20 protein-coding genes and 1 pseudogene are annotated in these 25,193 nt (G+C 68.2%); 8 read left to right on the forward strand and 13 right to left on the reverse strand.

The genetic code is table 11. The features are described 5' to 3' along the window. Positions 1-901: 901 nt before the first annotated feature. The 4 genes from AMK34_RS21425 to AMK34_RS21440 are packed head-to-tail and all read right to left on the reverse strand — an operon-like array spanning position 902 to position 5,227. Positions 902-2,266 (reverse strand): flavin monoamine oxidase family protein, encoded by a 1,365-nt coding sequence (locus AMK34_RS21425; protein ID WP_073847141.1) that lies wholly within the window; start codon positions 2,264-2,266, stop codon positions 902-904. After that, positions 2,263-3,318 carry an alpha/beta hydrolase gene (locus AMK34_RS21430; RefSeq protein WP_073846560.1) on the reverse strand — a complete coding sequence of 352 codons (1,056 nt, stop codon included), beginning with the start codon at positions 3,316-3,318 and terminating at the stop codon, positions 2,263-2,265. The genes AMK34_RS21425 and AMK34_RS21430 overlap by 4 nt, the downstream gene beginning before the upstream one ends. Then, a complete protein-coding gene (locus AMK34_RS21435) occupies positions 3,315-4,835 on the reverse strand; it encodes a flavin-containing monooxygenase (RefSeq protein ID WP_038516896.1) in 1,521 nt (506 codons plus the stop codon). The genes AMK34_RS21430 and AMK34_RS21435 overlap by 4 nt, the downstream gene beginning before the upstream one ends. Then, positions 4,832-5,227: a hotdog fold domain-containing protein gene (locus AMK34_RS21440; RefSeq protein ID WP_038516894.1), complete on the reverse strand. Its 396-nt coding sequence runs from the start codon at positions 5,225-5,227 to the stop codon at positions 4,832-4,834. Before AMK34_RS21440 ends, AMK34_RS21435 begins: the two co-directional genes overlap by 4 nt. Before the next feature lie 204 nt (positions 5,228-5,431). On the opposite strand from AMK34_RS21440, the gene AMK34_RS21445 reads away from it, so the two are divergent. From AMK34_RS21445 to AMK34_RS21470, 6 genes are read left to right on the forward strand one after another with little or no spacing between them, the layout of a single operon-like run. Beyond that, the gene (locus AMK34_RS21445) at positions 5,432-6,091 is read left to right on the forward strand and encodes a hypothetical protein (protein WP_038516893.1); all 660 of its coding nucleotides are present in this window, start codon (positions 5,432-5,434) and stop codon (positions 6,089-6,091) included. After that, complete coding sequence (locus tag AMK34_RS21450) at positions 6,084-7,409, forward strand: glutamine synthetase family protein (protein WP_038516891.1); 1,326 nt, start codon at positions 6,084-6,086, stop codon at positions 7,407-7,409. The genes AMK34_RS21445 and AMK34_RS21450 overlap by 8 nt, the downstream gene beginning before the upstream one ends. Next, on the forward strand, positions 7,406-8,167 hold the full coding sequence (locus AMK34_RS21455; RefSeq protein WP_038516889.1) for a gamma-glutamyl-gamma-aminobutyrate hydrolase family protein: 762 nt from the start codon (positions 7,406-7,408) through the stop codon (positions 8,165-8,167). The genes AMK34_RS21450 and AMK34_RS21455 overlap by 4 nt, the downstream gene beginning before the upstream one ends. Further along, entirely contained in the window at positions 8,164-10,494 is a 2,331-nt protein-coding gene (locus tag AMK34_RS21460) for an AMP-binding protein (RefSeq protein WP_073846561.1), read from the forward strand. Before AMK34_RS21455 ends, AMK34_RS21460 begins: the two co-directional genes overlap by 4 nt. Further along, positions 10,491-11,588 carry a Zn-dependent alcohol dehydrogenase gene (locus tag AMK34_RS21465; RefSeq protein WP_038516885.1) on the forward strand — a complete coding sequence of 366 codons (1,098 nt, stop codon included), beginning with the start codon at positions 10,491-10,493 and terminating at the stop codon, positions 11,586-11,588. Before AMK34_RS21460 ends, AMK34_RS21465 begins: the two co-directional genes overlap by 4 nt. A 20-nt stretch (positions 11,589-11,608) precedes the next feature. Continuing rightward, complete coding sequence (locus tag AMK34_RS21470; protein WP_038524020.1) at positions 11,609-13,063, forward strand: aldehyde dehydrogenase family protein; 1,455 nt, start codon at positions 11,609-11,611, stop codon at positions 13,061-13,063. On the opposite strand, the gene AMK34_RS21475 is transcribed toward AMK34_RS21470, so the two are convergent. After that, the gene (locus AMK34_RS21475; protein WP_038516884.1) at positions 13,052-13,669 is read right to left on the reverse strand and encodes a TetR/AcrR family transcriptional regulator; all 618 of its coding nucleotides are present in this window, start codon (positions 13,667-13,669) and stop codon (positions 13,052-13,054) included. The two genes, AMK34_RS21470 and AMK34_RS21475, sit on opposite strands and share 12 nt — an antisense overlap. Before the next feature lie 214 nt (positions 13,670-13,883). On the opposite strand from AMK34_RS21475, the gene AMK34_RS21480 reads away from it, so the two are divergent. Together AMK34_RS21480 and AMK34_RS21485 are read left to right on the forward strand one after the other, a co-directional pair. Further along, entirely contained in the window at positions 13,884-14,579 is a 696-nt protein-coding gene (locus tag AMK34_RS21480) for a hypothetical protein (RefSeq protein ID WP_038516881.1), read from the forward strand. Between the two features lie 3 nt (positions 14,580-14,582). Next, positions 14,583-15,944: an NAD(P)/FAD-dependent oxidoreductase gene (locus tag AMK34_RS21485; protein WP_038516879.1), complete on the forward strand. Its 1,362-nt coding sequence runs from the start codon at positions 14,583-14,585 to the stop codon at positions 15,942-15,944. Positions 15,945-16,001: 57 nt separating this feature from the next. Here the strand turns inward: AMK34_RS21485 and AMK34_RS21490 are convergent. The 8 genes and pseudogenes from AMK34_RS21490 to AMK34_RS21525 all read right to left on the reverse strand — a co-directional run. Next, positions 16,002-16,298: pseudogene (locus AMK34_RS21490) on the reverse strand (hypothetical protein); the annotation flags it as partial. Between the two features lie 122 nt (positions 16,299-16,420). Then, positions 16,421-18,736, reverse strand: a complete 2,316-nt coding sequence (locus tag AMK34_RS21495) for an ATP-binding protein (RefSeq protein ID WP_073846563.1) — start codon at positions 18,734-18,736, stop codon at positions 16,421-16,423. Positions 18,737-19,099: 363 nt separating this feature from the next. After that, complete coding sequence (locus tag AMK34_RS21500) at positions 19,100-19,954, reverse strand: enoyl-CoA hydratase/isomerase family protein (protein ID WP_073846564.1); 855 nt, start codon at positions 19,952-19,954, stop codon at positions 19,100-19,102. Positions 19,955-20,017: 63 nt separating this feature from the next. Further along, a complete protein-coding gene (locus AMK34_RS21505; RefSeq protein WP_038516872.1) occupies positions 20,018-20,779 on the reverse strand; it encodes a 3-hydroxyacyl-CoA dehydrogenase in 762 nt (253 codons plus the stop codon). 21 nt (positions 20,780-20,800) lie between these two features. Beyond that, positions 20,801-22,030, reverse strand: coding sequence for a cytochrome P450 (locus AMK34_RS21510; protein WP_038516870.1), 1,230 nt, complete (start codon positions 22,028-22,030; stop codon positions 20,801-20,803). Positions 22,031-22,090: 60 nt separating this feature from the next. Next, positions 22,091-23,290, reverse strand: a complete 1,200-nt coding sequence (locus AMK34_RS21515; protein WP_073846565.1) for an NAD(P)/FAD-dependent oxidoreductase — start codon at positions 23,288-23,290, stop codon at positions 22,091-22,093. A 1-nt stretch (position 23,291) separates the two neighbouring features. Then, the gene (locus tag AMK34_RS21520) at positions 23,292-23,483 is read right to left on the reverse strand and encodes a ferredoxin (protein WP_038516866.1); all 192 of its coding nucleotides are present in this window, start codon (positions 23,481-23,483) and stop codon (positions 23,292-23,294) included. A gap of 49 nt (positions 23,484-23,532) precedes the next feature. Next, on the reverse strand, positions 23,533-25,191 hold the full coding sequence (locus AMK34_RS21525) for an AMP-binding protein (protein ID WP_038524017.1): 1,659 nt from the start codon (positions 25,189-25,191) through the stop codon (positions 23,533-23,535). Between the last annotated feature and the right edge of the window lie 2 nt (positions 25,192-25,193).

The following is a 25,193-nucleotide window of genomic DNA, read 5'->3' on the forward strand; positions in this document are numbered from 1 at the left end:
ACATCGCTGCTGACCTGCAGGAATGTTGGTCCTTCGATGTCAATTTCGCCTCGGCGTTAATTGCGGCTGGGCTCCGTTATGTCTCCGTTTGCTCCGGTGTGCCAATAGCAGGCGAAGTGCTCCGCGGAGCCGGTTGGTGGCGTAGCAACTTTTGCCTCCTCGCCACAGCCGTTGCGGTGGGGACTTCAGCAGGTCCGGAGTTCTTTGCTTCCACAGCTGGACAAGCTGGGTGTGGTCGCAGTCGGCTGGGTGTGATCCGTGTTCTCGAGCAGGAGGCCAGTGACGTACACGGTTTTAGTGGGGCGACACTGACCGCGCCGATCCTTTGGCAGTGTCTACCGACTATGTGCAACCAATAGTGATAGACGTCGATCAGTACTTTGTGCGTGCCGTCTTGGATGCTTTTAGCGCGATGTCAGCGACAGCACCTGACCTGCAAGAACAGCACTCGTGACCCCCTCACTGCCAGTCAGGTTCGATCAAGGCGCTGACCTGCGGTTATAGAGAACCCGCTGGTCGGCTGGCGTAGTTGTGCTCCGTTCAGTGCGGATCATCGTTGTTGGGCGCTGTTGCAGGCGGCGTTCTGCTCCAGATCTGCTCCAGAAAAATTGGTGTGAGAGCCGGTCTGTTGGTGGTAGCGGTGGCAGTCCATCCGGCCAGGGATCCACAGCACCACCACCGAAAGTGCGCCAGAGCCAAGCGTTTTACAGTCCCCCCGCATGCCTGCACATATCAGGTCCGAAGCGAGAGTGGTACCCACTGGACTTCCATGAGCGAAATGGTTGGGAGGCAGGCGGGTCAGCACGATTCACTGTGACAACCGAGATCCGGTGTAGAGGTGGCTAGGCGGCTGGTCTGGTCGCGGTCTTGCTGTTGTGCTCGGCTTCTTCGGTGGGCTTCATCAGCTGAACCGTCCGCGGGGCAGGCTCGCCAGGACCTGCTTCGCGGCCCGTTCACCCGATGCGGCGGCGTCGGCGAGTGAGGGCATGTCGAGCTGGTAGTCGCCGGCCAGGTGGACGGGGCCGAGATTGCGGCGCAGCGTCGGCAGCGAGGCACGTCCGCCGGGTGCCCAGAACGGCACGACCCGGTGGTGACGCCGGACGATTCCCTCGTCGAGTTTGCCTTCGAGCTCGGGGTAAAGCGAGAGAAGGTCCGCGGTGAACCGGCTGACGATCTCCTCGTCGGTGAGCTCGAACAGGCTGTCGGCCACGGCGCCGCCCGCGAAGCAGGCCAGCGCGCCGCCCGGCTTCCGCGGGCCAGAACCGCGCAACGCCGCAGCGTGGTTGAACATCGCCTGGAACGAGAGCTGGGGCGTCGACACGGCGATGTAGTCGTCCCACCGCTGAGGGCCTTCTTCGCGGGTGAAGAAGCCCACCACCACGTACCGGCCGTAGCGAATGTCGTCGAACGCTGTGCGGTACCCGGCCGGGAGGCTCGGCAGGATCTTCACGGCCACGTCGCCGGGAACGGTGACGATCGCACGGCGGGCACGAATCCGCACCGGCCCGTTCTCGTCCTCGTAGTCCACGACGACGCCGTCCTCGGTCCGCTCGACCGACGTCACCGGCGAGTTCAGCCGCAGGCGATCGCCGAGGTCGGCCGCCAGGATGTCGGTGAGGGTCTGATTTCCCCCTTCCGGCAAGGAAAGGTTGGGAACCTTCGCCGGGTCGGTCAGGAGGATGCCCATCGACATGACGAACTGGGTCGCGGCGGTCTCCTCGGGTTCGCATCCCATCCATTGCCCGGACCAGGACCGGACCATGTCCCGCGCGACCTCGGAGCCGATTCCTCGCAGTACGTATGATGCGGAGAGCGTGTCGAGCTTCGCGCGGACCCGTTTCGCCAGGCAGTTCTCGGGGTTCATCTGAAGGAACGGTGTCGCCGCGAGGATGCGGGCGCCGACGGCTGCCAGCCCGACCCGGTCCATGAAGGTCATCCGGGAGCGGAACATCAAGCCGAACGGATTCGAGGTGTCGACCTGTTTTCCGTGGAGCGAGAGGGCGACCGTCTTGCCGGCCAACGTACCCATGCTGACCTGATGGCGTTCGAGGGCTTCGATCAGTGTTCCGGTGCCTTCGGTGAACTGGGTTCCGAGGTTGATCCAGTAGTCGCCGCGGCGAACTGACTCCACGCGGCCGCCGGCCCGGCCGGAGGCTTCGAGTACGACGACGTCTCGATCGGACAGGGTGGTCGCCGCCATCAATCCCGCCATTCCGGCGCCGACCACGACGACTTCCGTTGCGTGCTCGTGAAGGGACTCGGTCATGTGCTGCTCCATTCCGGTGTCGATGTCAGTGCCGTGGCGATGGCTCGGACCAGGCGTCTCGTGGCGGTCCTGCTGCTCCGGCTGACTGCCGTGAAGGAGATGTAGCCGTGCACGAGCTCGCGCTCGTGGATCACCTCGGTGGGAACGTCGCTCGCCGTCAGCGCGGCCGCGTAAGCGAGTCCGTCGTCGCGGAGCGGATCGAAACCGGCGACCGTCACGATGGCGCGGGGAAGCCCTGTCAGATCGCCTGCCAGTAGAGGGGAGACCCGCGGGTCGAGATGGTCGGTCCCATCGGGGAGGTAGTGCCCCATGAACCACGCGATCTGTTTGGCCGACAACGCGGGCGACCCGGCGAACTCGTGCTGAGAGGGACGCCGTTCCGAGATGTCGGTGACCGGCTGGATGAGCACCTGCATCATCGGCTGGACGGCTTCGCCACGAAGCCGCTGGCAGAGCACGGCGGCGATGTTCCCTCCGGCGCTTTCACCGGCGACGACGATCCGGTGCGGGTCGATACCCCAGTCGGCCGCGTGCTCGGCGGCGTACCGCCACGCGGCGAGCGCGTCGTCGTGCGCCGCCGGGAACGAGTGCTCGGGTGCGAGCCGGTACTCGACGGACAGGACGTCGGTGCCCGTTCCCCGTGCGAGCATCCGCGCCGGGGCGGCGTAACCGGCGCGGCTCCCCAGTGCGAAACCGCCGCCGTGGAAGAAAAGGATCAAACCCCGGGAAGGGGTGCAGGTGCTGTAGCGGGTCGCCTGCAACCCCTCGCCGAGATCGACCTCCTGCTCGACCGCGCAAGGGTCGATCCGGTCGGCGAACAAGGCGGCGTCGCGTTCGGTCACCTCCCGGGCGGCCGTGACCGGCAGGTCGCTGTAGTCGTCACCGGCTTCCGTGAGTCTCATCAGGAAGGCGACGTCGGCGGCCATCCGATCGCCTGCGCTGTTGACCGGCGGGCGGACCAGCGGCCTGAGGAGCGGGGCCGGGGTACGGCTCAGGGCGATGACGAAGGCTCGCTGAAGGCGCTGGCCCAGCGTAAGGTTCGCCGCGGTCATGAGTCAGCCGCCGCGCTCGTGAGGTCGGCGGCGGGTGTCCGGACGGAGAAACGGATGTTCCGGTCGACCAGCCGTCCCTTGAACAGCCGGTTGTCCTTCACGAACGTCGTGTGCATCCGCCACGGCAATTCGGTGCCCTGCCGGGGGAGTTCGGGCTTCGCCCGCTGCATGTAGCCCGCGGTGAGGTCGAGGAGATCCGTGGTGGCGAGTCCTTCCGGCACCACCGGGACCGCGATGTCGTAGCCGTTCGTGTCCATGCGGCGGAGCACGTCGCCGACCAGGCGGCACACGTTGCCCAGCCGAAGGGTCCACGACGCTTTCGTGTAGCCGAGCATCATGGCCCAGTTCGGCATCCCGGAGATGAGGGCGCCGCGATAGAGGACGGCGTCGGACATCTTCACCGGACGACCGTCCACTGTGGGCTGGATGCCGCCCAGCATCTGCATGACGAGGCCGGTCGCGGTGACGATGAGATCGGCCTTCAACGTCTTGCCCGACTGCAGGAGGATGCCGTCCTCGGTGAAGCGGTCGATCCGGTCGGTGACCACCTCGGCGTCGCCGTCGCGGAGTGCCTTGAAGAACTCGCCGTCCGGCGTGACACAGAGGCGCTCGTCCCACGGCGCGTACGGCGGATTGAAATGGGTGTCCACGTCGACGTCCGCCGGAAGCTCCTTGAGCGTCCACTTGCGCAGCGCCTTCCGCCCGAAGTCGGGGAACTTGCGCAGGGTGCTGACGAGCAGGAAGTCGATCCAGATGTTCTTGCGGCGCGTGGCCGCGTAGCCGAGCTTGGCCCCGAGCAGCTTGGTGAGCCTCAGGGCGATGCCGTCGACCCTCGGCTGGGAGGCGATGTAGCTGGGGGTGCGCTGGAGCATCGTCACGTGTGCCGCGGCGCCGTCCCCCATCAGCATGGCCGGGAGCATCGTCACCGCCGTCGCGCCGCTACCGATGATCACCACGCGTTTGCCGCTGTGGTCGTAGTCTTCGGGCCACTGCTGGGGATGCAGGATGTCTCCCCGGAAATCGTCGCGACCCTCGAAGTGGGGCGTGTACCCGGATTCGTAGCGGTAGTAACCGGTGGCGCTGAAGACGAAGCGGGCCTTGATGGTCTTCGTGTGTTCGGTGCCGGCCTCGTCGGTCACGGTCACCTGTAGCGTCCACCGCGCCTCGTCGGTGGACCAGTCGGCGGAGGTCACCCGGTGCCGGAGCCGGAGGACCTCGTCCAGGCCGAACTCGCTCACCGTCTCGCCGAGGTATTCGCGGATCAATGGCGCTTCGGCGATCGCGCTCCGGTGCCGCCACGGTTTGAACTCGTAGGCGTAGGTGTGCAGATCGGAATCGGACCGGACGCCCGGATAGCGGAACAGGTCCCAGGTGCCGCCGATCGAGTCGCGGGATTCCAGCAGGATGACCTTCTTGTCGGGGAAGTCGGCCATCAGATGCCGGGCCGCGCCGATCCCGGAGATGCCGGCGCCGATGACGACGATGTCGGCGGACTCCATTGCGCCTGTGTCCTTCATGCTGCACTTCCTTCTGGGTTTTGGTCCTGCGGGAGGGCAGGGACGACGCCGGTCCCGCGAGCCCGGGTGGCGATGATGGGCTCGGCGAGGACCTCCGCTCGGCCCGTGCGGTCGATGGCCCTGGCGATGACGCGCAGCTCGAAGTCGACCGTCCGGCTCCGGTTGCCTTTCGCCGCGAGCCGGGCCTCGACCTCGATGACGTCGCCGCCACGCACCGGCGCCAGGAATTCCACGGACGAGTAACCCGCGAAGAGGCTCTCGTGGCCGTCCGTGACGATCGCGAGATGCGTTCCGGCGTCGCCGAACAGCGCCAGGCCGAACGCCCCGTCGACGAGGTTGCCGGCGTAGTGGGCCTCGGAGTAGGCGACGTAGCGCCGATGGATGACTTTCATGAGAGCTCCTGACCGAGTAGGTCATCCGATTAAGTCAGTTGGCCGAGTGTGTGACAACTTTCATCTCTCGTCAAGGGGCGGTTCAGGTGCTCGCCCGAAAGGGGCTGTTGACAACGCGCGACCAGGCGCCCATCATCTTCGTCAATTGATCGAGTCATTTGACTAACTATGACGCGACACTCGCCAAGATCGAAAGGGCCCGCGATGGCCGAGATCATGACGTTCCCCGAGGCGCCCGTGAGGGAGGGCTCGACTTTCTCCATCACGATCGAAGACGACGCGAGTCCGGTCGTCCGGCTGATCGGACGCACCTTGCGTGACTCGGCGCGGATCGGTTACGCGCCGGAGGTCCTTGGCCGATCCGCCGGTACCGTGGCGATCCGCTCCCACGACACACCGCAGGCCGCGACGATTTCCTTCGGCCGCAAGACGATCACGGTGACCGGTGGAGTCGTGGCCGAGCCGGACGCGACGGTCGTGGTCGACCTGCGGGCGCGCTTCGCTTCCGCGCGGGAGCCCGCCGGTGATGTCGTCCTGGCCACCGGCATCTTGCGCGCGTTGACGCCGCCGCTACCGCACTGGCGCGAGGCCGCCCGGAATTTCTGGGCGGTGACAAGGGGAATACCGGGAATTCCCGAGGTTCTGATCGTCGATGCCGACGGTCCCGGCGGTCCGGAACGGCACCGCTTCGGCGACGGGGCGACCGAGTACCTGATGGCGGGACCGCCCGACGTTCTCGCCGGTGTCTTCAGCGGCGCGGACGATTTTGTCGCGTCCTTGGGAGCCGGTCTGCGGGTCAAGGGCACGTTGTCGCAGATGTCGGTCATGACGGCCGCTTCCTGGAGGGTTCGTTTCGATGTCTGATCCACGCGCTGTTCGCCTCGAGGCGACGAATCACGACGGAAGCTTTCTCGGCAAGAACGTGTCGATGACGAAGTTCGCCTCGGGCAAAGAATCCGGCTTCGCCTTCGCCGACATCCTGTTCGCGATCGATCTGGGCAACGAGATCGTCCTCGGTGACGCTTTTCCGGACTGGCGCGGCAATCTCTACGACATCCAGATGGTCCCCGACCTGTCGACCCTCGTCGCGTGGAAACCGGGGCTGGATGCGGTCATCGGCGACTACTGGCTGAAGGACGGCACACCTGTGCCGATCTGCCCGCGGAACCTCGTGCGGAAGCTGGTGGCCCGGCTGGCGGTTCTCGGGTACACCGCGACGATCGCCGTGGAGATCGAAGCGACGCTTTTCGAGGAGTCCGTTCAGGAGGCGCGAAAACGCGGGTACCGGGAGCTGACGCCGTTGGGCGGCGGCGCGGGAGCCACGTACCACTTGGCGAGGTCCAAGGACTGGGTCGACTACATGGAAGCGGTCGTCGATCGCCTCGATCGGGTCGGCATCGTCTGGGAGGCGTGGACCGACGAGGCCGCCGCCGGCCAGACGGAACTGAACCTGGCGCCCGCGGATCCGATCACGCTGGCCGATTCCTGGGCGCGTACGCGGCAGGTGATGCGCGAGGTTGCCTTCGACCAGGGCCACACGGTGACCTTCATGGCCAAGCCGACGGCGGGCTACGGACAGGGCGCCCACATCAACCTTTCGCTCCAGAGCGACGGAGTGAACCGGTTCTTCGCCGAAGACGGCCCGTCCCCGCTGATGCGGCACGCGGTCGGGGGACTGCTGGCCACGATGGAGGGCAACACCTCGCTCGCGTTGCCGCAGATCACCTCCTATCGGCGGCTGGTGGACTTCACCGGACCGCCCACCACCGTGAGCTGGGGCGTCAACAACAAGACGGCCGCGGTGCGCGCCATCACCGGCCACTCCAAGTACTCGCGCCTCGAGTACCGGCTTCCCGGTGCCGACGTCAACCCGTACCTCGCGTTGGCGGGGGTGCTTGCCGGAGTGCTGGCAGGCATCGAGCGGGAGATCGAGCCGCCGGAGCAGGTCACGGACATGGCCTGGTGCTTGCCCGAGGGCGTGCCCCGGATTCCCGACACGATGTCGAAGGCGGGTGCCGCCCTGGACGCCGATCCCCTGCTGCGCGAGTACCTCGGTGACGAGTTCGTGGACTTCTGGGTCGCGTCGCGACGATGGGAGTGGATGGAGTTCCACACCAAAGGCGGCGATCCGTTCGCCGAACTCTCCCAGTGGGAGTCCACCCGCTACTTCGAGTTCCCGTGAGCGCGCGTCCGCTGATCGGCATCACCGGCAGGCGGTTCCGGCTGGAGCTGATCAAGGGAGCCGACGAACGGTACGGCGACCGTTGTCTCGACAGCTACATGTCGGACTTCGCGAGCCGGATCGCGGAAGCCGGCGGGCTTCCGGTGCACCTGTCCTACGACACCGACGTGACGGCGATCTGTCAGCGGCTGTCCGGGGTCGTGATCACCGGCGGGCAGGACGTCCACCCGGCGTTCTGGGGTGGCGACCCGGGAGTGGTCCGTGACGTCGATCCGAGACTGGACCCGATGGCCCACGACGAGGTGCGTGACGAGTATGAGATCGAGCTCGCCCGGGCCGCTCTGGGGCGGGGGATTCCCGTGCTGGGCGTGTGCCGCGGCATGCAGGTGCTCAACGTCGCCCTCGGCGGGACACTCGTCCCCGATCTCCCACGGGGGCGGGTGAGTCATCTGTCGGCGGAGGCCGCGCCCACCGACGGCACCGCTGATCACCTTGTGTCCTTTGAAAAAGGCTCGATCGCCGCCGGCCTGTTCGGCGAGCACGCGATGACCAACTCCTGGCACCACCAGGCCGTCGACCGCTGCGGCACCGGGCTGGTCGTGACCGGGCGGACGAGTGACGGCGTGATCGAGTCGGTCGAGCTGCCCGGTGCCCCGGTGCTCGGAGTCCAGTGGCATCCGGAGTGGATGAAGAGTGAGGACCCGGCGATGACGTGGATCGTGCAGGCCGCGGCGAAGAGGCAGAGGAGCTTGCCATGACCGCGAAAGTGACGGCCGGACAGGCGGGCGACGATCCCGCCGTCCCGACGGTGACCGAGTTGCTGGCGCATCGGGCGCGGGACTCCCCGGAACGGGAGTTCCTGCGGTTCGGCGAGTGGTCCTGGAGCTTCGCCGAGATCGACGACTGGACCTCCAGGCTGGCGCACCGGCTGATCGAGGTCGACGGTGTCCAGCCGGGCGACCGGGTCGCGATCATGCTCCCGAACGTCGTGCACTGGCCCGTGGTGTGGCTCGCCGCGCTGAAGGCAGGCGCGATCGCAGTACCGATCAACAGTTCCTACCAGCGCGCCGACCTCGCCTTCGTGCTGCGGGACTCCGGTGCGCGTGTCGTGTTCACCGACGCCGACCGCTCGGATCTGATCGCGAGTGTCGTCGCCGGTGAGGACATCCGCGTCGTGGATGTCGCCGACGACGGGGCGGAGCCGTTTCCGGCGACACCTCCGGCGGTGCCGATCGACGGCGGGGCACTGGCGAACCTGCAGTACACGTCCGGCACGACCGGTTTCCCCAAGGCGTGCATGCTCACCCACGACTACTGGGTGCGGCTGGGCTGGATCTGCGCGTCGGCGACCGGGCTCGGACCCGAAGACGTTCTTCTTACAGCGCAACCGTTTTCCTACATGGATCCCCAGTGGAACACCGCGCTGGCCCTCACGGTCGGCGCCCCGCTGGTCGTACTGCCCCGGTTCTCCGCGTCGACCTTCATGGCGGACGTCCGGAGGCACCGCGCGACCTTCTTCTACGTCCTCGGGTCCATGCCGACGCTGCTGTTCAAACAGCCGCCCACCCCCGAAGACCGCGACAACGACCTCCGTCTCGTGTTCTGCTCGGGAATCCCGGTCGGACTTCACGCCCGGCTGGAGGAGCGCTGGGGAGCGCCGTGGCGCGAGATCTACGGGATGACCGAGTCCGGGATCGACCTGTTCAGCCCCTTCGCCGACGCCGGCGCGGTGGGAAGCGGGAGCCTGGGGCGTCCGGTGCCGACGAAACAGGTCCGCGTCGTCGATCCCGATGGCGCCGAGGTGCCTGACGGCGAGGCTGGGGAGCTGGTCATCGCGGGCACGCCGATGATGAACGGCTACTGGAATCGTCCGGAGGACACCGCCAGGGTGTTGCGGGACGGCTGGCTCCACACTGGCGACGTCGTCATCCGCCACTCGGACGACGGAATCCGGCTGGTCGGCCGGATCAAGGACATGGTCCGGCGCGGCGGCGAGAACGTCGCGAGCGTCGAGGTCGAAGCCGCCCTGGAGCGGGACGACCTGGTGGTCTCGGCCGCCGTCGTCGCCGAACCCGACGAGACCCTCGGTGAGGAGGTCAAGGCTTTTGTCCAGCTGGCGGCCGGAGTGCCTTCCTGTCGTGCGACGGCCGAGCGGATCGTCGAGCGGGCGGGCAAGGAACTCGCGCGTTTCAAGGTGCCGCGCTACATCGAGTTCGTCGCCGAATTCCCCCGCACTCCGTCCGAACGCGTTTCCAAACCGGCGCTGAAGGCCCGTGCCGCGGCCGATCCCGGCGTGACCTACGACCTCGGCACACGACGGGGATTCGTCAGCGTCGACCTCGTCCGGGACGTGGCGGTGCTGACACTCCGGCGCCCCGAGAAGCTCAACGCCCTGGATGTCGCCACCCGGCTGCGGCTGGCGGCCGTCATCCGCGAATTGGGCACCGGTGAGCGTGTGCGCGGGATCGTGCTCACCGGCGAGGGGCGAGCCTTCTCCGCGGGAATGGATCTCCAGAGCACGCCGTCCTCGGGCGCCGAGATGCGGGAAGCGTTCGCGAGTTTCCACGACATCACCCGCGCGATCCTGGAGACGCGGGTGCCCGTGGTCGCGGCCGTCAACGGGCTCGCGGTCGGCGGAGCCTCGGAGCTGACGTTGTGCTGCGACGCCCGCATCGGAACCCCGGCGACGGAGTACTACCAACCGGAAAACGGCCGGGGCATCACGATTTCGAACGCGTCCAGTGTGCTGTTGAGGCGGCTCGTCGGAAACCACGCGATGCGCGTGGTGCTCGGATCCCCCCGTCTCCCGGCCGACGAAGCCTTACGGATCGGCCTTCTCGACGAGATCGTCGAGCCCGGCGCCCTGATCGGCCGCGCCGTCGACATCGTCATCGAGTGGACGCCCGAGGGGAACACGACGGCCCTTCATCTCGCGCTCCTGCGTCCGCGGGCAGAGGACGTCGAAGCGGCGTTCGCCCGGGAAGACCTCGCCGCGGCCCAGGCGTGGGAGAGCGGGCTTCTGACCGCGGGCATCGAGGGCTTTTTGTCCACTGACAGAGAATCCAAAGAGGAGGCGTCGACATGATCGACACCCAGGCCGCGGTGCTGACCGCCGTCGGCGAACCGCTCGAACTGACCGTCATCCGGGTGGACGACCCGGAGCCGCACGAGGTGCGGGTCGCGGTCACGAACGTGGGGCTGTGCCACAGCGATCTGCACTACATGACCGGAACGGTGCCGACCGGCCTGCCGGTCGTGGTCGGCCACGAGGTGGCGGGTGTGGTCGAGGCGGTCGGTGCGCAGGTGTCCGGGCTGCGTCCCGGGGACCGCGTGGTCGGCGCGCTGACGCCGTCCTGCGGCCGCTGCGCCAACTGTGAGGCGGGACGGTCGACCCAGTGTGGACGGGTGGAGGAGATCCGCCGTCGCCCCCGGCCCGCGTTCCAGACCACGGCGGGCGAGCCGATCGAGCGGCTGGGCGACATCGGGGCGTTCTCCCGGCACGTCCTCATGCGTGAGAACTCGCTGGTGAAGCTTCCTGACGACGTTCCGCTGCACGTCGGCTGTCTCCTGGCCTGCTGTGTCATCACCGGTGTCGGCGCCGTGTTCCGCGGCGCCAAGGTGCGCCCGGGCAGCACGGTCGCGGTCGTCGGCTGCGGCGGCGTCGGATCGGCCATCATCCAGGGCGCCAGGCTCGCCGGCGCCTCGGCGATCGTCGCGATCGACCTGGACGACGCGCGCCTCAAGGCCGCACGCGGCTACGGCGCCACCCATGTCGTCAACGGCGGGGACGGCGACCCGGTCGCGGAACTCCACCGCCTGCTCGGGGACGGAGTGGACTACGCCTTCGAGGCGGTCGGCTCGGCCCGCACCGCCGCGACGGCCCTGGCCCTCGTGCGCCCGACGGGGACCGCGTGCCTGGTCGGGATCGCGCCCGGAGGCACCGAGCTCTGCGTCCCGGCGTCGGACTTCTTCTTCGAGGAGAAGCGGCTCATCGGCTCCTACATGGGCTCAGGGCAGGCGCGGCAGGACATCCTGCAACTCGCCCGCCTGTACCAGCAGGGACGCCTGCTGCTCGACGAGATGGTCACGCGCGTCATCCCCTTCGGCGAGATCAACGAGGGCTTCGAGGCGATGAAATCCGGTGACGTGACCCGCATCGTCGTCGATCTCCAGTCCTGACCAGCGAAGGAAACGTGAAGATGAGCAACGAGATTCCCCGGCCGGTGAACTACATCGCCGACGACTGGAGCGAATGCCAGACCGTCCCCGACGCGTGGAACCTCGACCCCAATACGCGCGAGCCCATCCACCGCACTGTCACGACGGCACCCGACGACGTCGAGCGCGCGCTTCGGCACGCGGAGCGCGTGTACGACGTCGGTCGCTGGGACGAGGACGCCCGGCGTGAACGCGCTGACATGTTCGAGCGCGTCGCCAACATCGTCGAGAGCCGTGTCGAGGACATCGCGCGCACGGACTCACTGACCAGCGGTACGCCCATCGGCGTCACGCGCAAGGTCGCGGCCTTCCTGCCCGCGCGGATCCGGGCGGCGGCGGCGGACCTGGTGACCATCCCGCGCGTCACCGCGCTGGCGGCCGGTGGCAGGGACGTCCGCCTCTACAAAGTGCCATGGGGACCCGCCGCGATCCTCACCCCGTGGAACGGCCCGAGTTTCATCCCCGCGGCCAAGATCGCCAGCGCGATAGCCGCGGGCTGTCCCGTCATCCTCAAGCCCTCGGAACACGCGCCCGGCAGCGCGCAGATCATCGTCGAGTGCTTCCTCGAAGCGGGACTGCCCAGCGGCGCCCTGCAACTGGTGCACGGCGCGGGCGACGTCGGCGCCAGGCTGACCGCCGACCCGCGCGTCAAGATCGTCTCGTTCACCGGCGGACCCGCCGCCGGGCGCGCCATCGCGCGAGCGGGCGCGGAGGACTTCAAGGTCCTGCAACTGGAACTCGGCGGCAACAACCCGGTGCTCGTACTGGACGACGCCGACCTCGACGTCACCGCGGACGGCATCCTCGACGGCATGACCAAGCTCAACGGTCAGTGGTGTGAGGGGCCGGGCAAGATCCTCGCCCACCGAAGCCTGGTCGCACCTCTTCTCGACGCGTTGACCGAGCGGATCTCCAAGCTCGTCGTCGGCCACTCGCTCGACGAGGACGTCCGGATCGGCCCGATCTCCAACGCCCCGCACTTCCAGACGCTCCAAAACAGGATCGAGGGGCTGCGGAACCTCGGGGCGGCCATCCACCGGCCCGCTCGGCTGCCCGAGCTCGGCGGCTACTTCCTGTCACCGACCATCGCGGTCGGCGCGGACCCGGCTCAGGCGACGGCCGAGCTGTTCGGCCCGGTCGTCTCCCTGCACGCCGTGGACTCCGACGAACAGGCGCTACGGATCGCCAATGCCAGCCCCTCAGGACTCGACGCCTACGTGTTCGGCACCGACACCGATCGCGCCATAGACGTCGGCTCCCGCATCCTGTCCGGCGAGGTGCGTGTCAACGGCGCCAAGATCGCCGACCTCGGTGACGACTCGGCTCAGAGCTTCTGGGGCCCGGCCGGCATCGGCGGGCATGGGCCGGCGGAGTCGGTGCGCGTCTTCTGCGGCGACCGGGTCGTCGGTGTCGATTCGCCCGACTTACCGTTGTGAGGGTGCCACGGGCGTGGAGCCGAGCCGGGCAGCGAGCCAGCTGTCGAGAACTGACGTGGCGAGCTCCATCTGGCCCAGCGCGGCGGAGCGATCCCCGTAGGTCAACCAGTTCGCGGCGAAACCGTCGGCCAAGGCAGCGATGACGAAGGCGATCTCCTCGACGATCTCCGGTTCGATCGGTTGGTCCGAACCGGCATCGCGCAGCGCGGTGCGCACCGTCTCGAGGGCCTTGTCGTACACCTCGATACCGCGGTCTCCGTGCTGGCGCCGGGCCCAGCTGATGAGTTCCATCGCCGCCATAGTGAAACTGGCCGACTCGAGATAGCACTCCATGACTCCGCGCAGGAGCCGTCGAGCCGTCTCCGCCACGTCGCCGGGGGAGTCGTTGTTCTCGAGCGCGTCGCGGTATCTGCCCGCCACGAACTCGTAGACATCGGCGAAGAGATCCTCTTTGGAGTCGTAGCAGTAGTGCAGCATCGCCAGGTTCGCCTGAGCCTGCTCGGCGATCCGCCGGGTCGTCGCGCCCTCGATGCCGTAGGTCGCGATGACCTCCACAGCAGCCTTGATGAAGTCGCTGCGCCGTTGGGCGGCGGAGATCCGAGGCACGAAATCCTCCCGGTGCACGTAGTTGGACGCTTGATTAAGTCAACGCCAGCCTAGCAGTGGAAGTTCTTAGTCAAGCGACTTGATCGGATGGCTAAGTGGGGCGTACGCTATGGGCCGGATCACAAATCCGCGCAGCGTCTCCAGGGCTCCGGCCGCCGGCCCGAACACCGCCTTCAGCTCAGAGGTGAAGGCACGACTCGAAGGAAACAAGGACATGAAGGAAATGCTCTTCATGCTGGCCGATCTCTGGATGATCTTCGCCGGCTTCTTCTTCGGCTGGAAATTCATCCGGCGCTACGGCAACTACCTGCTCGGCCTGGAATGGATGATCGTCGCCACGTCGGGCTCGAACTTTCTCCTGTGGGCACTCCTTGGCGGGGACGAGGACAGCTTTCTCTACACCATCGCGTACTTCTTCGACGCTTTCTCGCGCTCCGTGGGCATCACCCTCATCCTCGTCCTGGGCCTGATGCGCGTGACGCACCGGTACAAGCCCTCCGTGGCGGTCGATATCGGCGTGTTCGCGCTCGCCGCCGCCGCCGGGCTGTACCTCCAGCAGTTCCGCGCCGACAAGCTGCACCTCGGTCCGGCGACGTTCTACGTCGTGGTCAACGTGCTCACGACGATCTTCCTCGCCTATTTCGTATGGCGGCTTTGGCGCATCGGCGCCCGAAAGCTGGCCCTCGCCACGGCGCTGGTCACCCTCGCGGGATCCGTCATCGCGATCACGTATGACTTCTTCCCGATCCCGGGCGACGACGCGCACCGGACGCTCTTCTACACCGCGGCGCTGGCGACCTGGGGATTCCAGATGTTCGTGTGCTTCTTCGCCTATCGCGCCCTGCACGACCACAACGTGGCGGCGGGTGTCGAGCCGGAGTCGAGCCGGCCGAGCGTGGCGAGGGCCTGAGCGATGAAGACCGACAACGTCGAGTACACCACCTTCAGTGGCTGGGTCGATCCGCCCGAGGACGTCCTGCCTCCCCTGGCCGAGGACCTCGTCTGCGATGTCGCGGTCGTCGGCGGCGGAATCGGCGGCATGTCGACGGCGCTGCGGCTGGCCGACCGCGGGCAGGACGTGGTGCTGCTGGAGGCCGAATTCTGCGGGCACGGAGCCAGCTCCCGTAACGCCGGGCAGCTGGCGGGTGCGCCGGGCGGGGATCTTCAGCTGCTGAATCTCCTCTACCGCAAGAAGATGCCCGGAATGATCCGCCTTGCCGAGCGTGCCGCACACCACGTCGAGAGCCTGATCGAGAAGCACGATATCGACTGCGACTACGAACGGACGGGCAATGTCTTCGCGGCGACGTCCCGTGGCCAGCTGGGCCGCGTGCGCCGGGTGACCAAGATCCTTCAGCGGGCCGGCGCCGACGTGGAACTGGGCACGAGCGAAGAACTCGGGATCCCTCGCGGATTCCTCGGCGGTATGCGCGAAAAGGTCGGTGGGATCATGAATCCCGGCCGATTCACCTTGGGGCTGCGACGTGTCCTGCTCCGCACGCCTGCGCGAGTCTTCGAGCGGACGAAGGTCACCGACGTCGCGCGCGACCGCGGCCAGGTGGTCATCACCACCCCTCGGGGTGAAGTGCGGGCGAACAAGGTGGTGCTGGCGACGAACGCGTACGCGGGGGAGTGGGACATCACGCCGCCGCGGCTCTCCGTGCCCATCTGGGTCATCGAGGTGGAGACCGAGCCCATCGACCCCGCCCGATTGACGGCGCTGGGGTGGACCAGCCGCTCCGGACTCGTGACCCAGCACAACATCATGGAGAACTACCACCTGACACCGCGTAACACCATCGTCTTCGGCGTCCGGCGGCTCGAGCGCGGCCGGACATACCCTCTCCCGCAGAAGGAACCGGACCCGGCGCTCGTCGAAGAACTCGCCGAAGCCTTCGCGACACGGTTTCCGGCTCTGTCCGATGTCGCGATCGATCGCGCGTGGGGAGGATGGATCGCGATCACGCCGTCCTGGCTGCCCGTCGCCGGACAGATCGACGACGCCGTCTATTACTCGATCGCCTGCAACGGCCACGGTCTGGCTCAGGCCCCTTATGTCGGCTCCCTCATCGCCGACCTGATCGTCGACGGCGAGCGACACGAAGACCTGGCGGGATTGTGGCAGAAGAAGCCCAAGTTCCCGCGCCCGCTGATGATGAGCCCGTTGGGGCTTCGCATTATCTGGACAGTCGACCGCTTCAACGATTTCGTCAACGGAAGCAGGCGTAACGCTCGACGAGGATCGGTGAGGACCTTGCGGAGAAACGCGTCATAAGGTCATCTCGGCAATCCCTTCCACACGGAGACGCGCACGCGGTCGCGCTAAAACCCTTCACGGCGTGTGACGCCTTCCAGAGACTGACCTCGACCGATCGGCCCGGGACATCTGGTCGTTCGGCAGAGGGGGCACGCCGCTAGGCCCGTACGGCCAGGTGTAGTCGGTCTTGCCGTTGGCGTGCCGCCTGACCTCGTCGACACATGAACAGCTTTGGGGCCTTGTAATCGGTGGGCTCGGCGCGTCCACAGCGGGCGTAACTCGTTGGCGGCGGCCGACGACCTCCTGGCCCCACCTCTCGCTCGGCCTGCCGACGACGACCGCGTCGGCGGCGCCCGGCAGGCCGCGGAGGACGGCCTCGACCTTGTCGGCTTACTGCTTCTCGCCGCCGGTGTTGATCGTGGTCGCGTCGCGGCCGCGCAGGCGGACGAGGTGCTCGGTGCCGCCTGCGCGCTGCGGGCGGGCCGGGACGCGGTTCAGGCTGGATCGGTGGTGTCCTGGCGGACAGCCCAGACCGCGACCTGGGAGCGCCTGCTCAGGCCGAGCTTGGCCAGGATGTGGGCGACGTGGGCTTCGGCGGTGCGTGTGGAGATGACCAGGTGCTCGGCGATCTCGCGGTTGGTCATACCCTGGCGGATCAGGCCGGTGATCTCCCACTCCCGGCTGGTGAGCCGGTCGGCGCCGGGTGGTGGGCGCAGGGCCTGCGGGGTGCCGAAGACGTAGCGGATGCTGTCCGCCTCGGACATGGCGGCTCCAGCGGTGAAGCAGGCCTCGAATTTGTCGTCGCCGAGGGCTTCGCGGGTTCGCTGGATGTGGCGGACGTGTCGTTCCTCGATCATGGCCGACGTGTGCAGGGCGTAGCCTGCTTTCCGGTTGGCGGCTTCGGTGATCCCGTACAGGGTGGCCGCGCGAGCGTGGTGACCCTGGCTGTCGGCGACCCAGCCGACGGTAGCCAGGGCTTCGCCGTCCAAAAGCTCGATTCCGGCGTCGCCTGCGGCCGTCAGCATGTCCCGCAGACAGTGGACGGCGGTGGCCGCGTCTCCGTATTCCGCCTCGATCATGGTCAGCGCCTCCAGCAGGAAACGCCGGGCATTCAGGTCGCCGTACTCGCGGCTGAGCGCCAAGCCGTCCCGCAGGATGACCCGGGCGCCGTTCGGGTCGCCGGAGAAGCCGGTGCACCAGCCGTGGTGGTAGTAGCTGACGAGCTCACGTGGCCGGTCACCCGTCGCGCGGAACTCTGTCACCAACTCCGCGAAGATGCCGGCGGCCCGGTCCGGCTCGCCCTGGTACTCGGCGAGTAGGCCGGCGGAGACTTTGGCCCTGGACAACAGGGATCCCTCGTTCGTGCGGGTGACGACGCCGTCGGCTTCGGCCAGCAACTCGGTGCACCGGGCCAGATCGCCTTCGAACAGCGAATAGTTGGCGTCGTGGATCAGGGCTAGGCCCGACAAGGGCGTATCGGGCGAGGCTTTCCGCAGCAAGCGGTCCAGCCAGGTGCGGGCCTCGGCGCGCAGGCGCCACAGCTGCCAGTACAGGTTCAGGTCGTTCACGATCGCGAGTCCGGCATCGGCCTCGCCTGGCGTGGTCAGGCAGTACTCGAGGGCGACCCGCAGGTTCGGGTGATCCGGCCGCATCCGGTGACACGATGGCACGGCGTCCGTTGTCCCGCGCGCCTCGCGCAGGCGAGCGGACCGGGTGGCATAGCAGTCCCGGTGTCGTCGGCCGAGTCGAAGTACCTCCCCGGCGGAGAGCTGTTCTCGGCCGTACTCGCGCAACACGCCGAGCATGCGATACCGGATGTCCCCGGCGTGCTGCCGCGGGATGAGGACGGACTTGTCGACCAAGCCGATGATCGCGTCCAGCAGCGCGTCCGGGGCGAGCCCGTCGCCGCCGCACACTTGCTCGGCCGCGGTCAGGTCGAACGATCCGGAGAACACCCAGGCTCGCGCCCACACCAGCTGCTCGTCCGGCGTGCACAGCGCGAAACTCCAGTCCAGCGTGCCATGCAGGCTCCGGTGCCGTGACGAAGCGGTCCGCGGCGCACCGGTCAGCAGCGGCAGTCGCCTGGTCAACCGCTCGGCCAGCTGGCGAACGGACAACGACCGTAGTCGCACCGCCGCCAGCTCGATGGCCAGCGGTATGCCGTCCAGGCGGCGGATCACCCGTGCCACATCGTGGTAGTTGTCCTCGGTGATCTCGAACGAGGGCACCACCGAAGTCGCCCGATCGACGAACAGCGCCACCGCGTCGAACCCGCGGAGCTCGGCAGGGGATCGCAGGCTGTCCGGTTCCGGTACCGCGAGTGGCGGCAGCGGGTACAGATGCTCACCGACGACGCCGAGCGACTGGCGGCTGGTGGCCAGCACGATCACCCGCGGGCAGTCCCGCACCATCGCCGCGGCCAGGTCGGCGCACGCGTCGATCAGGTGCTCGCAGTTGTCCAGTACCAGCATGACTTGCCGGTCCCGCAGATAGTTGATCAACACCTGTTCCTCGGATCTGGCCTGTCCGGCCGGCCCGAGCGCCACCGTGATCGTGTTCGCCAGCAGTGCGGCGTCGCGCAACTCGGCCAACTCGACGAACACCACGCCGTCCGCCAGTTCCCCGGCCAGCTCGGTCGCGACCCGCGCGGCCAGCCGAGTCTTACCCACCCCGGGTGGCCCGACCACGTTCACCAGTCGCTTGGCCTTCGACAGCGCGCGTAGCTCGGCGACCTCACGATCACGACCCACATAGGTGGTCACGGCCACCGGCACACCACGCGCCCCGCCCGGCTGAACGACTGCCGACATGGACCACTCCCGAACCGTCTCCACGACGCTGTGTCGATCACCAGACCCTACAACGCACAGCCCCGAACTTCCGTGCACGCCATCGTGAAAGCCCAGCTCAGCGTGCACACGCCTGCGAACACCGACACCGGGCAGCAATTCGCCCGGCGTGCGCCGGCCGGACTCCAAGTCCGTCAGTCAGGGGATGGCTGGGGGCAACAGTGCCACGTTCGCCCTCGCCGAACAGCCACCGGCGTCCGTCCTGGCGAACCTGCTCGGCATCTGCCCGACGACGCAGCGAAATGGGCAAAGCCCGCAGTAGGACACAGCCACCGATACGCTGCGGTTCTGCCTTCCCGACGCAGCCAGCCGGGCGACTGACCGCTATTCCACCAGATCCCAGGATTTCCTGAGCTTGCCAGGTACCTCAGACATTCGGTGCCCTGCTTGGGTTCTCGTTCTGGCTTTGCCGAAATCGGCCGGCCGGTGTTCGAGGAACGCGGTGATCCCTTCCGATCCTTCCGCGGTATCGGCCAATGCGGCGATCTGACGGGCTTCGTTGTCGAGATACGGCTCCAGTGTCGTAGTCGGAGCTTCGCGGACGAGGCGGGCGGACGCGGCCAGCGCCTGCCGTGGCCCACGGGCCAGCGAGTGGGCCAACTTGCAGGCGTCATCGAGGGGGTTGTCGGTCACGCGGCTGACCAGGCCGTAGCGCTCGGCCGTGCCGGCGTCGAGTTGGCGGTTGGTGAGGATGAGGTCGGCGGCTCGGGCGGGGCCGAGGGTTCTGGTCAGGATCCAGGAGACGCCGCCGTCGGGTGAGAGCCCTGCCGCGGTGTAGGCGGTGCGGAAGCGGGCGTCGCTTCCGGCGATGACGATGTCCGCGGCGAGCGCGATGCCGAGACCGCCGCCTGCACACGCTCCTTGGACGGCGCTGATGACCGGCATCTTCAGCGCACGAAGGCCGCGAATGGCGGCGTGGGCGGCGTGGGCGACTTTTCCGACGAGGGCTCCCGGGGTCGTGGTGTCCGCGAAGGTGCGGAGATCGCCGCCGACGCAGAATGAGTCACCTTCGGCGTAGAGCACGGTGGCGCCGAGATCGGGCATGGCGGCCACCGTGCTGACAGCTTCCGCCAGCGCCGTGGCGAGCTCGAGGTCGATCGCGTTCTTCCGTTCGGGGACGGCGAGTCCGATGCGGGCGACACCGTCCCCGCAGTCGAGGCGCACGGGTTCGCGGCTCATGGATGTACCTCAGGGGGTGTCGTAGCGGGTGTGTGGTGGCGTGACGGGTGGGCTGACACGGCGCTAGCGCGGGGCCATGCGGATGGCTCCGTCGAGCCGGATCGTTTCGCCGTTGAGCATGGGGTTGGCGATGATGTGCTCGACCAGCGCGGCGTACTCGTCGGGGTCGCCGAGCCGCGCGGGATGCGGCACCTGTGCGCCCAGTGAAGCTTTCGCCTCGTCGGGCAGGCCGGCCAGCAGGGGAGTGTCGAACAGCCCGGGTGCGACGGTCATGATCCGGACCTGTTTGGCGGCGAGGTCGCGGGCGATGGGCAGGGTCATACTCGCGATCCCGCCCTTGGACGCGGAGTACGCGGCCTGGCCGACCTGGCCGTCGAACGCGGCGACCGACGCGGTGCACACGATCACGCCGCGTTCCCCTCCCACCGCGTCGTGGGCGAGGATGCGCTCGGCGGCGAGCCGGGTGACGTTGAACGTGCCGATCAGGTTGACCTCGATGACCTTGCGGAACTGGGCCAGTGGGAACGGGCCGTCCTTGCCGACGGTCTTGTAGGCGTTGCCGATTCCGGCGCAGTTGACGGCCGCGCGTAGCGGGCCGAGCTGCTCGGCCACGTCCAGCGCGGCGGCGACCGCGGTCTCGTCGGTCACGTCGGCGGGGGCGAAACGTGCGGTGGCGCCCAAATCCCGCGCGGCCTGCTCACCGGAAGAAGAGGGCAGGTCGAGCAGGACGACGTTCCCGCCCGCCTGCACGATGCGGCGTGCGGTGGCCAGGCCCAGCCCGGAGGCGCCGCCGGTGACGACCGCGACGGTTCCTGTGATGTCCATAGTGGATGTCCTTTTAGGTCTTCAGGCGAGAGCGCCGACTGCGGTGGACAAGCGGACGGGGAGCTCGCTGATCCCGTTGATGAAGTTGGATCGCGCGCGCACCGGTTCGCCGATCACCTCGATGGTGGGGAACCGGTCGAACAGGATCGGCAGCAGCGCCCGTGCTTCGAGGCGTGCCACGGCGTTGCCGAGGCAGAAGTGCGGGCCGGCGCCGAAGGACACGTGCGGGTTCTCGGTACGGGTGATGTCGAACCGGTCGGGCTCGGTGAAGACGTCCTCGTCCCGGTTCGCCGAGGCGTAGCAGAGCACCACCTTGTCGCCCGCCCGGATCCGCTGCCCACCCAATTCGATGTCCTGCACCGCGGTCCGCCGGAACTGGGTGACCGGCGGGAAGTAGCGCAGGATCTCTTCGATCGCGGTCGGCAGCAGTCCGGGGTCGGCCCGCAGCCGCCGCCATTGGTCCGGGTGCTGTGACAGCGTCAGGATGGTGCCGTTGAACAGGTTCCGCGTGGTCTCGTTGCCGGCGATGACCAGCAGCTGGAAGAACCGGTCGAGGTCGTCGTCGGACAGCCGTTCGCCGTCGACCTCGGCGTTGACCGCCAGACTCCAGACATCGTCGGTCGGATGCGCCCGCTTCCGCTTGGTCAGCTCCGCGGCGTAGGCGAACAACTCGATGAACGCCGAGACATACGACTTGGGATCGCCGACCTGCGGGTCACCGAAGCCGACCATGCGGTTGGTCCAGTCGTAGAGCAGATGGCGGTCGCCGGGTGGGACACCGAGGATGTCCGCGAGCACGAGCAGAGGCATCTCGGCCGAAACGTGCTCGACGAAGTCCAGATCGCCGCCGTCGCCGAGCTTGTCCACCACATCGCGGGCATGGCGGGTGATCGATTCGCTCATCCCCGCCACGACGCGCGGGGTGAACGCCTTGCTGACGATCCGGCGCAGTTTCGAATGCTCCGGTGGGTCGGTGTTGAGCATCGCGCGGCGCATGTCGCGCAGCTCCCGGGGGCTGCTGTCGCGGATGAACGTGCCGCCCTCGTGGGAGCTGAACACCTCGGTGCGTTTGCCTGCCGCCACGACGTCGGCGTGACGGGTGACGGCCCAGAGGCCGGGGCCGCCGTCGAAGCCGTCGGTGGCCGGTTCAGGGCACCACACGACCGGGCTCTCGCGGCGCAAGCGGGCGAACAAGGCGTGCGGGAAGCCGTCCTGATACGTGTCGGGATCGCCCAGGTCGGGAAGTGTCACGCCGCCTCCTCAAGTCGTATGGACGTGCAGGGATGAGGTTATGACCGTACGGACGGTCAGTCAAGTGGTGCGAGTCTTCGCGAAGGCGAGGCCGTCGTCCCAGGAGGACTCTCCGGCGATGAGCCGGCGGTACTTCATGATGTCCCGCGGCCGGTTCAGGGTGAGTGCCCCGGCGAGCCGGTCGCCTTCGCGGTAGAGCGCGGTGAAGCCGGCACCGTCGGTGTCGCCGTCGACGACGCGTACTTCGTCGCTCGCCGGGATGCCGACGAACTGGAAGCGGCTGCCGTACCAGTCCGACCAGAAGTACGGCACGGTCGCGTACGGCCGGGCGTTGGCGGGATCCAGTGCGTTGCGCGCCGCCAGCGCACCCTGTTCGGCCGCACTGGTCCAATGCTCCAGCCGCATGTGCCGGGAGAACATCGGGTTGTGCCAGCGGGCGACGTCGCCCGCGGCGTAGACGCCGGGAGCTCCGGTGTGGAGCGTCTCGTCGCAGACCACGCCGTCTTCCAGTGTCAGGCCGGAACCGGCCAGCCACTGGGTGGCCGGGGACGCGCCCACTCCCACGACGACCATGTCCGCCGTGAGCACTGTGCCGTCGGAAAGCCGGACCCGTTCCACCGCGCCGTCGCCTTCGATCGCGGCCACACCGACGCCACAGCGCAACGTGGTGCCGTTGCGTGCGTGCAGCGACGAGCACGCCGCGCCCATGTGCGCGCCGACGGCCCGGACCAGGGGAGTGGGCTGGGCTTCCACGATGGTCACCGTGAGCCCGCGGTCCCGTGCGCTGGAGGCGACCTCGGAGCCGATGAAGCCGGCCCCGACCACGACCAGGTTCGTGCCGGGGGTGAGGGCCGTGCGCACGGCGATCGCGTCGTCGAGGGTGCGCAGGGTGTACACGCCGCGCAGCGTGTCCCAGCCGGGGACGGTGCGGGCGCGGGCACCGGTCGCGATCACCAGCGCGTCGTACCCGTACTCCTCGTCGCCGACGCGGACCGTCCTGCGACGGGTGTCCACACCGGACGCCGGCCGGCCGAGGGCCAGGTGCACGCCGAGTTCGTCGCGCAGTACCTGCTCGTCGCGGAACATCGGCGGCGCGGTGTCTTCCTTTGCCAGAAAGGCTTTCGACAGCGGGGGCCGGTCGTAGGGCAGGTGTTCTTCGGCGCCGATGAGGGTGATCGGCCCGTCGAAGCCGGTCTTGCGGGCGGCCTCGACCGCGCGCAGCCCGGCCAGTGACGCGCCGACCACGACAAGGCCGCCCACCTCAGTGCTCCAGCCGCAACGCCTCGGTGGGACAACCCGCCACGGCCGCTTCGACCTCCGCGAGCGCGTCCCCCTCGGCGACCTCGTCGAGCAGGACGAGATCGCCGTTGTCGTCGATCTCGAAATGGTCCGGCGCCAGCGATTCGCAGATTCCCAGGCCGGTGCAGCGGCCCCTGTCCAGCACGATCTTCATCGCGCGCTCCCTATGGTGTCGAGGTTCAGGTTCTTGGCGATGGTCTCGTTCATGACTTCGTTCGCGCCGCCGCCGATGCCGAGCAGGCGGGCGTCCCGCCCTTCCTCGTCTCCGCGGCGTCGCGGGCCCACGTGTAGTCGGCCTTGCCGTTGTCGTGCCGGTGGACTTTGTCGGTCCGGATGAATTCCTTCGGGACCTTGTAGCCCGCGAGCCGTTCTCGGCAGCCCGCGGCGAGCTCGTCCGCGGTCGGGGGGACCTCGGTGGCGGATTGGTAGAGCGCGACGACTTCCTGGCCCCAGCGTTCGCTGGCGCGTCCCACGACCAGGGCGTCCGCGACGCCCGGCAAGGCCCGGAGGACCTGTTCGACTTCCTCGGCGAAGACCTTCTCGCCCCCGGTGTTGATGGTGGTGGCCTCACGGCCGAAGAACTCGATGCCGCCGTCGGCGAGCAGTCGCGCCCGGTCACCCGGCACCGAGTACCGCGTCTCGTCCACGGTGACGAAGGTGGCGGCGGTCTTGTCCCGGTCGCCGAGGTAACCGCGAGGGATGTGGCCGCCCTGGGCCAGCCAGCCGATCTCGTCATCGCCGGGGGCGAGGATACGGGCGCGGTCGTCGGCGAGCACCACGGCGTTGCCCTTGCCCGCGAACCGGTTGCCGGAGCCCCGTTTGGCGTGCAGCCCCGTTTCGGAGGAGCCGAGCATGTCCGTGATCCGCAGCTGTGGCAGCAGTTCCTTCAGGCGGGTCTTGATTTCCTCGCGCAGGGCCGCTCCACTGTTGACGATCAGCCGCAGGTCCGGCAACGGCCGCGGCCGCAGTTCGAGCTCGGCCACCAGGGGAGCACCGAACGCGTCGCCGACGATGGCCAGCGACGTGACGTGCCGGCGCTCGCAGGTCTCGAGCAGCGTGGCCGCGTCGAAGTGTTCGGGACGGGGCTGGATCACCACGGTGGCACCGCTGAGCCAGCCGCCGAGCGCGATACCGGTGCCGGCGCCGTGCATCAGCGGGGGAGCGGGCAGGACGCGGCCTCGGATCGCGAGGGCCCGGCGGACGGCCTGCTCGACGTCGGTGAGGGCGGAGCCGTCGCGGTCGCGCACCCCCATCGGCCCGGCGACCAGGTCACCGACCCGCCAGATGACGCCCTTGGGCATCCCGGTTGTACCGCCGGTGTAGAGCAGGTGAGCGTCGGCCGGGCTCGTTTCCGGCGCTCCGTCGGCCGGGTCGGCCCCGGCGAGCGCTGTCTCGTAGTCGAGCGCGCCCGGCAGCAGCGGTCCGGGTGTTCCATCGTCGACTTGCAGCAGGAGCGGCGAGTGGTCGAGCCGGGGAAGTACCTCCGCGAGCGCGGGGGCGAAGCGGGCCGCGTACAGCAGCGCGCTCGGGTGTGCGTCGCGCAGCAGATACGCGAGTTCCTCCTGGGTGTACCGGTAGTTGATGTTGAAGGGCGCCACGGACGCCTTGTGCGCGCCGAGCACCCCTTCGAGGTATTCGGATCCGTTGTGCAGCAACACCCCGAGATGGTCCTGCCCGGTCTCCCACGCCTCGACGTCCTCGGCGCGGCGGCCCAGGCCGTGATCCCTCAGGACCGCGGCGAGCCTGCGGGTGCGGTCGGTCATCTCGCGCCAGGACACCACGCGGTCGGCGATCACACAGGGTTCGTCGCCGAGTTCGGCGGCGATGGCTTCGTGCAGGGACGCCAAGTCCAGTTCGGGCATCG

Origin of the sequence: Amycolatopsis sp. CB00013 (assembly GCF_001905755.1) — a bacterium.
GTDB lineage: Bacteria > Actinomycetota > Actinomycetes > Mycobacteriales > Pseudonocardiaceae > Amycolatopsis > Amycolatopsis japonica.